Origin of the sequence: Kitasatospora sp. NPDC057738, assembly GCF_042798815.1 — a bacterium.
In the GTDB taxonomy this organism is placed as follows: Bacteria; Actinomycetota; Actinomycetes; order Streptomycetales; family Streptomycetaceae; genus Kitasatospora; species Kitasatospora lactacystinica.
The window spans coordinates 89,552-100,091 of sequence record NZ_JBHVJT010000026.1 but is presented as its reverse complement, the minus strand read 5'-3'; the positions used below and the strand labels follow the sequence as shown (position 1 = coordinate 100,091).

The following is a 10,540-nucleotide window of genomic DNA, read 5'->3' as shown; positions in this document are numbered from 1 at the left end:
CGCCGCGCCCCCGGGTGCGGTGGCGGTGGCCGAGGGCGCACCGCTCGGCGCCGGGACCGGCGCGGCGCCGCCGCCGGGGGCACCCGCCGCACCGCGCGGCGCGAGCAGCACCTGGATCCGCCCGCTCGCCACCCACTGCGCCAGCCGGGGCCCGTCCGCGGTACCGACCGCCACGTCGATCACCTGGCTGCCGTCGGTGTCCACCCGGCCGACGGTGATCACCGTGGCCGGCAGCGAGTCGGCCCGGCCGTTGTCGGGGGTGAAGACGACGACCAGTTGCACACCGGGCTGGAGCCGGCTGGCGGGCAGCTGGGTGCGCTTGGCCGACACCCCGACCACGATCTGCCCGGGCTGCACCGACAGGCCCTGCGCGAGGTCGGAGCCGGTGAGCATCGCACCGCGCTTGAGGTCGGTCGCGGCCCGCATGCCGACCGCCTTCGCGCGGTCCTGGGCCGACACCGGGCGCAGCGCCGGGTCCCCCGCGATCCGGGCGACCACCAGGTCGTCCTCGGTGATCACCTGCCCCCACGGCACGTCCCGGGCCAGCGCCAGCACCGCGACCCGCTGGCCGGTGCTGTTGTAGAGCACGGCCCCGCCCAGCCCGCCGGCCGCGATCAGCGCGACCGCCATCGCCAGCACCGCCGGGCGCCGCCGGCGCGCCCCCATGGTCCGCCCGGGCGCGTGCGGCGCCGCCCGGCCCCGGCCCTTGCCCGGACCTGTCTGCTCCGGCTGCTCCGGGAGCGCCACGGACGCCGCCGCGCCCGCGGAGGTGCCGGATCCCGGCGTCGCGAACGTACGGTTCTCCACCGGGTTCCGCCCTTCCCTCGTTCGTCTCTGGCTCGTCCGGCTGGTCGTTGTGCGAATCGCCGTACCGGCACGGTCACTTGTGTGCGGTCACTTGCGGGCGGTCACCTGCGGGTGATCACCGGAGCTCGGTCACCGGACCGCGCTCAGTTGAGCACCTGCATCTCGGCGACCCTGAGCTCGAAGGGCTTGCTGCTCTGGTTGATGCCCGGGATCGTGAACTTCCGCGGGTTCGGCCCTCCGGTGACCACCACGGCGGCCTCCCAGTGCATCGTCACCGTGGCGCTGAAAACGCTGTTCTTCTCACCGGCCGAGCTGGTCCTGAACTCGTAGCCGCAGTCCGGGGACTTCGCGTCGCCGTACTTGGGGTCGTACGGCGTTCCGGTCGTGGTGCAGGAGGTCTGGAGGTGCGCGCCGAAGCTCCAGTCCGCCTTCAGCAGCCGGGGCGTGACGGTGACCGAGATGCCCCCGACCGACGCGCTGCCCGGTGCGGGCAGCGCGGCGTCGTCCGCCCAGAGCCAGACCGGGGCGTTGACCACCGCCGTGGTCTGCGGAGCGGCCCGGCCCACCGGCGGCCGGAAGCGGACCTGGTCGTAGGCCCGCTGGATGGCCATGGCCTCCGCGTTGACGTTCTGCCCGCCCGGCGCGGTGGCCTCGAAGACGATCTCGGCGCCGCCCTGGCCGCCGTCGGTCTGCGGACAGACCTTGGTGTAGAGGGAGCCGTCCTTCGGGTCGTGGCCGTCCCACGCCGGGTCGCCCGCGGGCGGCGGGTTGTCCAGGGCGCGGAAGTAGCACCCCTTGTCGCTGTTGAACCAGCCCAGCTGGGGGTCGTGGCAGGCCCACGCGACCTCGTGGTAGCTGCACAGCTGCGGGCCGGTGTCCGAACCGCCGCCACCGCCGGGCTTCGGTCCGCCGGGCGACGTGGTCGATCCGCCGGAATTGACGTCTATGCAGATGACGTTCGGGTAGCACTGCTCGGCGCCGCCGCTCGGCGGTTCGTCCGCGGTCGCGTTGACGGCCGAGGTCAGCAGCAACCCGGCCGACATCGACGCGGCGATCGCGATTCGCCGGGCCGGTTTCCGCGCGTTCAGCATGTCCGGTCCACCTCCCGTTTGAAGTCGTAGATCAACCAATGTGCCTGGAACCAGCGCAGGGAAGCGGTTCCGACGTACCGGTTCAGACGTGCTCCGGGATCCTTGGCGGCCCCGGTGACGGCGTCGACGCGGTGCCAGCCGGACAGGTCGACGCAGTCCTCGATCACGGCGGTCTGCGGATCGGCTTTCAGATCAATGACCTTGACCACCGCGGAATTGCGCGGCGTCCCGGTCATCACCACTTTGGCGTCGCGCAGTTGCCGGAGGCCGACCAGGCTGTCGGACAGGGCGCGCCCGGAAGAGTACTGCTCAAGTGCGTAACCGTCCGAATCCGAACGTCCGAAGACCTGGGCCTGGGCCTGCCACCAGTCCTGATAGGTCTTCAGGGCCAGCCGTCCCATGGCCCCTTCCGGACCGCTGGTCGGCGCGATCGAGCCGTTTACCGAACCACCCGAAGGAGTTAGCGGGTCCACTCCCGCGACAGTGGGCGCGGCCGACCCGATGCGATCGACGGAACCGTCCGCACCACCGCTCGCACAAGCACCGAGCAGCAACACCAGAACCGCCCCACCGACTCCAACCGCCCCAGGGCGCAACACATTTCCGCGCTGCCGCATGGCCCCACCTCGTTGCGACCGACCTGATCCGTGATCCACGGCCGCCAGGAGAATTCCGCCGTCCCACCGGTGTTTCCGCTGGGGATCGATTCTTCGCCAACCCACCCCATCACGGCAACACCTCAGGCCCCCTGACCTTACGCGGAAGGAGGTTCCGTCGGGGCGCTTTCCCGCCACAGAACGGCCAACAGTTCCTCGGAAAGCGACAATCCGGCCAATGCGCCCCGAACCGCGGCCCGATTGCGCATCAGGAGCCGCCCGGCGTGCGGCGGAACGAGCAGGCGCGCGCCAGGCGCACCCGAACTACCGGACACTTCCCCACCGTCCGTCAGCGCGGCCACGGCCGGCTGGAGATCGAGCGGGGCGACGGCCGCGGGGGCACCCGGGACGCCCTGGCGCAGGACGGCGGTCAGGGCCCGGCTGAACGAGCCCTCCCCGCCCGGCAGGACGGCGTCCCGGCCGCGTCTGCCCGGGGCGTAGCGGCTGCCCGGGGAGTGGCGGCCGATCCGGCCCCACAGCGGAACCCTTGAGTAGCTCAGCAGTTCGCCCGCACCGTCCTCGCCGCGCTCCAGCGCCGCCCAGGCGTCGCGGTCGACCACCGCGTCGACCAGCAGCAGCGCCTCCTCCTGGTCCCCGTGCACCATCGCGCTGACCACCCAGTCCCAGGCCAGGCCCCGGCGGTAGGCGTTGTCGGCGGTGCTGCCGGCGGTGACCAGGGCCAGCCGGCGTCCGCGCGGATCGACCACCAGTTGGCCGACCAGGCAGACCAGCAGCCAGCGGCCGGGGTGCTGGGCGGCGTCCCGGACGGCGGTGAGCATCGCGTTGGCGTCCGCGTCCGGCGGCACCGTGGTGACCCGGCAGCCGGCCGCGCCGGTGTCGAAGCACATCCCGGGCAGCACGTCGGCGAGCAGCCGGGCGCCGTCCGCCGCGAGCGCCGCACCCCCGAAGGCCCGGTCGGGCCCGCCGTCCGCCCCGATCACCACCAGATCGACCCCGCCCGCCATCCGGCCGTCCCCCTCCTGCACCATTTCTCCACCCGCCGGGCAGGCTACCGCCCCGAACGGTCGCCGACGGGGCTCCCGGCCCGTCCGCTCAGGGACCATGGGCCCTATCCGTGCGCGCACCGACCGAGGACGATCGGACGCATGGAGCGTGAGGACCGTGTGGAGACCCTGAGCGAGGCCGAGTGCCTGCGGCTGCTCAGCACCGTGCCCGTCGGGCGCGTGGTGTACACCGAGCACGCGCTGCCGGCCGTCCTGCCGGTCTCCTTCGAGGTCCTGGACGGGCGGCTGGTGCTCGCCGTACGCCGGGGAAGTGCCACCGCGCGCGGGCTTGACGGCACGGTGGTGGCCTTCCAGGCGGATCTGCTGGACCCGGTCACCCGCACCGGGTGGAGCGTGCTGGTGCACGGGCGGGCCGACGTGGTGAGCGACCCCGAGCAGGTCAGACGGGTGCTGCGGTCCGGTCTGCGGCCGTGGGTGGGCGATCCGGAGCCGCTGTTCGTCGCGCTGGTCCCGGAGCTGGTCAGCGGCCGCCGGCTGTTCCCGACCGGGCCGGGCGTCCCGGGCCGCCGGACGCGCCGGCAGCCGAGCACCGGGCCGGTGGGCGCCGGGCCCGTGAACACCGGTTTTCCGTTCGGCTCCTGACAGATACCGGTGGGTAGGCATACGCTTCCGGCGTCCTGACCCCTCCCCGGGCCCGTCCCCACCAGGAGCGCACCGTGACGACCTTCGCCTCCCTCGCCGAGCTGACCGCCGCCGTCGGCACCGAGCTGGGCACCAGTCAGTGGCACACCATCGAGCAGCGGCGGATCGACCTGTTCGCCGAGGCGACCGGTGACCACCAGTGGATCCACGTGGACCCGGAGCGGGCCAAGGAGAGCCAGTTCGGCTCGACCATCGCGCACGGCTACCTGACCCAGTCGATGATCCCGGTGCTGGCGAAGGAGTGCTACGCCGTCGAGGGCGTGCGGATGGCACTGAACTACGGCTCCGACAAGGTGCGGTTCCCGGCGCCGGTGCCGGTGGGCACGGCGATCCGGGCCACCGCCGAGCTGCTCTCGGCCACCGAGGTGCCGGGCGGGATCCAGGCGGTGGTGCGGTTCACCGTGACCAGCGAGCGGAGCGCCAAGCCGCACTGCGTCGCGGAGACGATCACCCGCTTCTACGCCTGACCCGGGCCGGGGCCCGTGCCGGGGCCGCCGGGTCGGGGCCGGGGCCGGGGAAGTCCCCCCGGGGGAGGGAGCGGGGCGGCGCCCGGGCACCGGCCCACGCCGCCCTGCCGGGTACGCCGATTGGACCGCGCCGGGCTCTCCACCAGGTCCGGACGGCCCATGGCGAGTAATCTCCGACGAGATGGTTGTCGTATCGCAGCAGCCCACCCGCCACTGCGCTGCGCGCCCCGGCCCGCCCGGTAGCCGTGACCGTCCCTGGAGGAGCCGTGCCCCGCCCCGCCCCGTGGTTCTCCCGCCTCGCCGGTCTGTCCGCGCTGTTCGCCCCGCCCTCCGCCGACCCCGCCGCCGAGCGCGCCGTACCCGGGCTGGCCGGACTGCCCCGGGCCGCCTGGCACCGGATCCGGACCGACGCCTTCGGCGCCGAGCCCCGGGGCGAGCGGCTGGCCCGCATCCGCCGCTCCCCGCAGTTCGCCGACGGCGCCTTCCGCAACCCGGTGCCCACCCGCCGCCTGGTGTACGAGCGCAGCCCGCTGGAGATCACCCGCGCCCAGCTGGCCGGGGACAAGACCCGCCGCGCGCCGACCGCCGCCGTGCCGGTGCACCGGCTGCTCCCGGGCGACCTCGCCGCGCCGCCGGAGTCCGGGCTGCGGCTGACCTGGCTGGGGCACGCCACGGTCCTGGCCGAGATCGGCGGACGACGGGTCCTGCTCGACCCGGTCTGGGGCGAGCGCTGCTCCCCCTTCTCCTGGACCGGCCCCAAGCGGCTGCACCCGGTTCCGCTGCCGCTGTCCGAACTCGGGCCGGTGGACGTGGTGGTGGTCTCCCACGACCACTACGACCACCTCGACATGGGCACCGTCCGGGCGCTGATCGGCACGGGCGCGGTGTTCGCCGTCCCGCTCGGGGTCGGGGCGCACCTGGAGCACTGGGGCGTACCGGCCGCGCGGATCGTCGAACTGGACTGGTGGGAGTCGGCCGAGGTCGCCGGGCTGACGCTGACCGCCACGCCGGCCCGGCACTACTGCAGCCGGGGACCGCGCACCAGCACGCTGTTCCTGTGGGCGTCCTGGGTGGTCGCCGGTGGCGGGCGGCGGATCTTCCACAGCGGGGACACCGGCTACTTCCCCGGCTTCGCCGAGATCGGCCGCCGGTTCGGCCCGTTCGACGCGACGATGATGCAGGTCGGCGCGTACAGCGAGTTCTGGCCCGAGGTGCACATGACCCCCGAGGAGGGCGTGCGGGCGCACCTGGACGTGGGCGGCGAACTGCTGCTGCCGATCCACTGGTGCACCTTCAACCTCGCGCTGCACCCCTGGGACGAGCCGGCCGAGCGGGTGGTCACCGCGGCCCAGGCGCTCGGCGCCCGGCTCGCGGTGCCCCGTCCCGGCAAGCCCTTCGAGCCCGCCGCCCCGCCCGCCCTGCGCCTGTGGTGGCGCGCCGTCGCCGCCCCGCGCGGCATCCCGCCCCTGGCCGGCGAACGGCCGCAGGAGGAGGCGGCCGCGGGGGCGGCCGAGGCGCGCGAACAGACGACGACTTTCAGCGAACAGATTTCAAAATCTGTTCGCTGAAAGTTGTCAGCCGACATCTGCCCGCCATCAGCCGACACCAGCCCGCCGTCAACCGACACCGGCCCGCCGCCGGCCGGCATCCACCCCCTCAGCCCGCGAGCACGTCCCGCAGCGCCCGGGCCTCCTTGACCACCCGGCCCGATCCCCCGCGCTCGGCCGCCGCCGTCACCTCGGCGACCGGCCCGCGGGCCCCGGTGCGCCGGGCGCAGTCGGTGGCCAGCGCGATCAGGTCGCCCAGCCCGCGCGTCGACGGGTCGGCCTCCCCCAGCAGGCCCGGCAGGGCCGCCGCGAGCACCGACCAGACCGGCGCCCGGGCGCCGGTCTCCGCCGCCGTGGTGAGCGCCGCCCCGAGCCGGCCGGCCATCACCGTGCCGCAGGCCACCAGGGCACCCAGCTCACGGCCGAGCAGCGCGCCGTCCAGGTCGCCGCGCGCGGCGAGCACCAGCAGGGCGTCCACCGCCGCCGTCCGGTCCTCGGCGTGCCGGGCGCCCAGGCCGTACGCCAGCGCGAGGTGCAGCGCGAGCCCGGCCGGGCCGCCGGCCTCGGCGAGCAGCGGGAGGTAGCGGGCGGCGCCGCGCTCGTCCCGGTCGGCGCCCTCGGCGAAGGGGTCGAGCCAGCGCGCGGCCAGCTCCTCCCGGTGCCAGGGGAGCATCGCGAACCAGTGCGCGACGGGCCGCCAGGTCCAGCCGTGCACCTTGCGGGCCCGGGCGACGCTGGGCTCGGTGCCGTCCAGCAGGGCCCGCGGCTCGGCCGTGAGCCGCTCGCCGCCCGGCCCCTTCGGTCCGGCGCCGATGCCCGGCTGGGCGACGGCGATCCGCTCGACGTCCTCCCACCAGCGGTCCCCGTACGCGTTGGTGCGCCGCACCCCCTTGCCGGGCGCGAACAGGACCCGCTCGGACGGCTGCCCGGGCAGGCCGCCGGTGCGCAGCCAGTGCGCCAGCCACCGCCCGGCCGGGGAGGTGAGCGCCCCGGCGGCCTTCAGCACCGCCTCCTCCACCCGCACGTCGACCCGCAGCAGGGCCTGGGACAGGTCGGCCTTTCCCGGCGTGACGCCCGCCGCCTCGTACCCGGCGATCCGCTCGACCAGCACGGCCGCGTCCATCGCGCCGGTGGCGTCGGTCGGCGTCGCGAGCAGGTACGGCAGCCGGGCCTGGTCGACCTGCCAGGCGGCCTCCTCCAAGCGGGCGGCGAGGACGGCCCCGTGCACGGTGGTGTGCGCTCCGCGCAGCACGGAGCGGCCCTTGCGGCCGAGGTAGTCCCAGACCTTCCACGGCGGCGTCTCTCCGGCCACCGCGGCCACCACGTAGAGGATCTCCCGGGGCATGCAGTCGCCCCCACTGTTGGTGCCGTTCCACGGGTGCGCCCGGCGGACCGGCTCCACCGCCTCGGCCAGCGCCTTCCGGTCCAGGTGGGTGAGCCGGACCAGCCCGTCCAGCACCCGTTCGAAGTCCGCCACGCCGGGCTCGCGCGCGGCAAGCAGGGCGGACAGCTCCTCCGCGAGTTCCACCGCCGAGCCGATCGGCGCGCCGAGCGGGCGCGGTTCGGGCGCGGGCGGGAGGAAGGCGTTCCACCCGGCGTCCGGGTCGTCCTCGTCACCCCCGACCGGCGCGCCGAGCAGGTCGCCCGCGCGCCGGTGGTGGGCCGGGTTCAGGGCCTCGGCGGCGGTCCGCAGCTCCGCCACCACCGCCTCCCCCGCCGCCTTCAGGTGCCGGGCCACCACGTTCAGCGCCCGTTCCTGGAGGGCCGCGTCGGGGTGCCCGAAGGCCTCGGCCGCGGCCAGCACCACCGGGCCGGAGCGGTCGGGCGCGCGCCGGGCCGCCTTGTCCAGCCAGGCCAGCTGGGCGCGGACCAGCTTCTTCTCGGTCCGGAAGAGCACCACCGCCGAGGCCTCGGGGAGCACCTCGGGCTCGATCAGGCCGGCCTCGTCCAGCCCGGCGAGCACCTCCTGGGCGTGCCCGGCGAGTACCGACTGGCCGTCCAGCAGCGCCACCAGGTCGCGCACCCGGGCCGCGTACTCGGCAGGCGTCGGGTCGAGCGCCCGCAGCACCTCCAGGAAGGCCCGCTGGTCGCCCGGTTTGCCGCCGCGCAGCAGCCGGGCCAGGCAGCGGTCGAGCAGTTCGGTCCGGTCGACCGCGCCGGCCGCGGCCAGTTCGCCGATCGCCTCGGTCCAGACGTCGCCGGGGCGCGGGCTGTGCCGGAACGTCAGCGGCCAGCTGATGTCGGCGAGTTCGAGCAGCTCGGGCAGCAGCGCCGGGGTGAGGGCGTCCTGGCGCAGCTTCTCGGCCAGCGTCGGGCGCGCGCCGCCGCTGCCGAAGTCGTTCACGCGGTCCATCCAGCCCCGGACGAAGGTCTCGCCGCGCGGCACCTCGCAGCCGGTGCGCCGGACCACGGCCTCCATCACCGGGTACATCGACCAGCCCTGGTTGCGCGCCGGCCGGGCGGCGAGCCGGGTGACCACCTCGACCTGCCACTCCGCCGGCTGCGCCTCGATGACCTGGTGCAGCACGGAGTTGCGGGCCCACGGGCGGTCGGCGAAGTCGCTGCCGGCCAGCCAGACGGCGGCGCCGGCCGGGCCGGCGTGGCAGCCGACCCCGGCCACCAGCAGTCGTCCCCTGGTCTCGGCCGCCTCCCGCGACCAGTCCTGCCGCAACTCCTTGCGCAGCTCCTTGAGGGCGGCCAGGCCGGTCCGCCGCTGGGCCGGGTCCAGGGCGGCCAGCAGCTCCGGTATCCGCGCGAGCCGTCCGGACCGGACGGCCGTCAGCAGTTCGTCGACCGGCCCCTGCCGGTCGGTACCCGTCGTCGTGCTCACGCTCCGGCCCCCTTCGCCCCCGCGGCCGACTCCCGCACCATCCCGACCGCCAGTGCGTGCTTGCACGGCCCGCGTCCGCCCCGGTACTTGCCCCACCACAGGCAGGTGCAGCTCAGCCGTCCCGACGCGTCCGTCCGCACCCGCTGGATGTGGTCGTCCACCGTGACGACGGCCGTCGCCCCGCCCTCCTCCAGCCGGACCGCGCCCGCCTCGACCAGGGCCCGGGCGGCCCGCAGCCGGGGGTTGGCCGCCTCGGCCCGCCCGGCGGCGTACGGCAGCTGCCGGTGGAAGTAGGCGGCCTCGGCGGTGTCGTAGCCGATCTGCCCGGCGGTGCCCAGCCGGGTGAGCGCGGCGCGGACCCGCTCGGTGCTCAGCCCGGACTGGGCGGCGAGGTCCCCGACCTCGATCCGGGGCTCCCAGGCGAGCAGCACCGCGATCAGTTCGGCGTCCCGCTCGGCCGTCCCGGTGGCGAGCGAGTCGAGCACCCCGCCCTCGCCGGAGAAGCCCCGGGAGGGGTCGGGCGAGAGCGTCAGGGTCAGCCGCATGCCGGGCAGCACCGCCTCCCAGGCGGAGGCGGTCGGCTCTCCGGCCGCGACCGGCCCGTACACCCGCAGGGCGAGCGCGTGCCGCAGCACCCGCTGGAGCGCCACCAGCCGCTCGGGCCCGGGCAGGCAGACCGCGCCGGGCACCGGCCGGGTGGTCGGCCGCAGCGTCGTCCCGGCCGGGACGACCCAGCCGGCGCCGGCCCGCCCGCCGCGCCCGGCGCGCGGCAGCGAGCGCAGGAACCGGACCGCCTCGGCGGCGGGCAGTTCGGCGCGCGGCTCGAAGCCGGCGGCGACGACCTGGGTCTCGGCGAAGCCGCGCAGCCAGCGCTCCGGCAGCGGGACCTTCTTCTCGACCAGCGGCCCGTCGAAGCTGGTGACCTCCAGCGCGTCCGGCCCGACCGCGAGGTGCAGCGGGTCGGCGGGGCCGATCCTGGTCAGCGCCTCCCGCAGCGGGTTGTTGACGTCCACGTTGGTGGTGCCGTGGCCGATCTCGTCCCCGTCGAGCCCGGCCCGGAGCACGTCGAGCCGGGCGTAGACGCCGCAGCAGCCCGAGAAGGACTCGAAGCGCAGCCGGTCCCCGTTGGCGGTGACCACCGGGTCGAGCGAGGCGCGCAGCTGCGGCTGGTAGTAGCGCGCGGCGGCGACGTCCGCGACCGCGAGCAGCGCGGCGGCGGCCGGCGCCGGGTCGGCCAGGAAGCCCGCGAAGAAGCGCGGGTTGGCGGCGGATCCGAGCGGGGTGGCGCCGCCGGAGGTGGCCAGGTCGAGGCTGCGTCCGTCGGCGCCGTCCAGGACGGCCGAAGGACGCAGATAGGCGTACGCGTGTGCGGATTGCGTCATGCCGAGCACGCTAGGTGAGGGCACTGACAGATCCGTGGGCCACCGGCTGAAGTGAAACGTGTTCTATCCGATTTCCGAGCACCCGGACGTTAC

Annotated in this window: 9 protein-coding genes; 3 read left to right on the top strand and 6 right to left on the bottom strand. The window is 75.4% G+C overall.

All coding sequences use genetic code 11. The annotated features are described in order from the left end of the window. From ACFVGO_RS16915 to ACFVGO_RS16900, 4 genes are all read right to left on the bottom strand, one after another. A partial coding sequence (locus tag ACFVGO_RS16915) for an SAF domain-containing protein (protein WP_380632424.1) occupies window positions 1–807 on the bottom strand: 807 nt, incomplete at its 3' end. Window positions 808–950: 143 nt separating this feature from the next. Then, a complete protein-coding gene (locus tag ACFVGO_RS16910) occupies window positions 951–1,898 on the bottom strand; it encodes a hypothetical protein (protein ID WP_359913269.1) in 948 nt (315 codons plus the stop codon). After that, window positions 1,892–2,515, bottom strand: a complete 624-nt coding sequence (locus ACFVGO_RS16905; protein WP_380632421.1) for a hypothetical protein — start codon at window positions 2,513–2,515, stop codon at window positions 1,892–1,894. The genes ACFVGO_RS16910 and ACFVGO_RS16905 overlap by 7 nt, the downstream gene beginning before the upstream one ends. Before the next feature lie 137 nt (window positions 2,516–2,652). After that, window positions 2,653–3,543, bottom strand: a complete 891-nt coding sequence (locus tag ACFVGO_RS16900) for a hypothetical protein (protein ID WP_359913273.1) — start codon at window positions 3,541–3,543, stop codon at window positions 2,653–2,655. Window positions 3,544–3,660: 117 nt separating this feature from the next. On the opposite strand from ACFVGO_RS16900, the gene ACFVGO_RS16895 reads away from it, so the two are divergent. From ACFVGO_RS16895 to ACFVGO_RS16885, 3 genes are all read left to right on the top strand, one after another. Next, the gene (locus tag ACFVGO_RS16895; protein WP_359913276.1) at window positions 3,661–4,161 is read left to right on the top strand and encodes a pyridoxamine 5'-phosphate oxidase family protein; all 501 of its coding nucleotides are present in this window, start codon (window positions 3,661–3,663) and stop codon (window positions 4,159–4,161) included. Between the two features lie 74 nt (window positions 4,162–4,235). Then, window positions 4,236–4,688 carry a MaoC family dehydratase gene (locus ACFVGO_RS16890; RefSeq protein WP_359913279.1) on the top strand — a complete coding sequence of 151 codons (453 nt, stop codon included), beginning with the start codon at window positions 4,236–4,238 and terminating at the stop codon, window positions 4,686–4,688. Between the two features lie 365 nt (window positions 4,689–5,053). Next, window positions 5,054–6,256, top strand: coding sequence for an MBL fold metallo-hydrolase (locus ACFVGO_RS16885; protein WP_359913311.1), 1,203 nt, complete (start codon window positions 5,054–5,056; stop codon window positions 6,254–6,256). Between the two features lie 88 nt (window positions 6,257–6,344). Here ACFVGO_RS16885 and ACFVGO_RS16880 read toward each other — a convergent pair whose 3' ends face one another. Continuing rightward, the gene (locus ACFVGO_RS16880; protein WP_380632417.1) at window positions 6,345–9,065 is read right to left on the bottom strand and encodes a DUF6493 family protein; all 2,721 of its coding nucleotides are present in this window, start codon (window positions 9,063–9,065) and stop codon (window positions 6,345–6,347) included. Beyond that, complete coding sequence (locus ACFVGO_RS16875) at window positions 9,062–10,447, bottom strand: SWIM zinc finger family protein (protein WP_359913284.1); 1,386 nt, start codon at window positions 10,445–10,447, stop codon at window positions 9,062–9,064. The genes ACFVGO_RS16880 and ACFVGO_RS16875 overlap by 4 nt, the downstream gene beginning before the upstream one ends. Window positions 10,448–10,540: the final 93 nt, after the last annotated feature.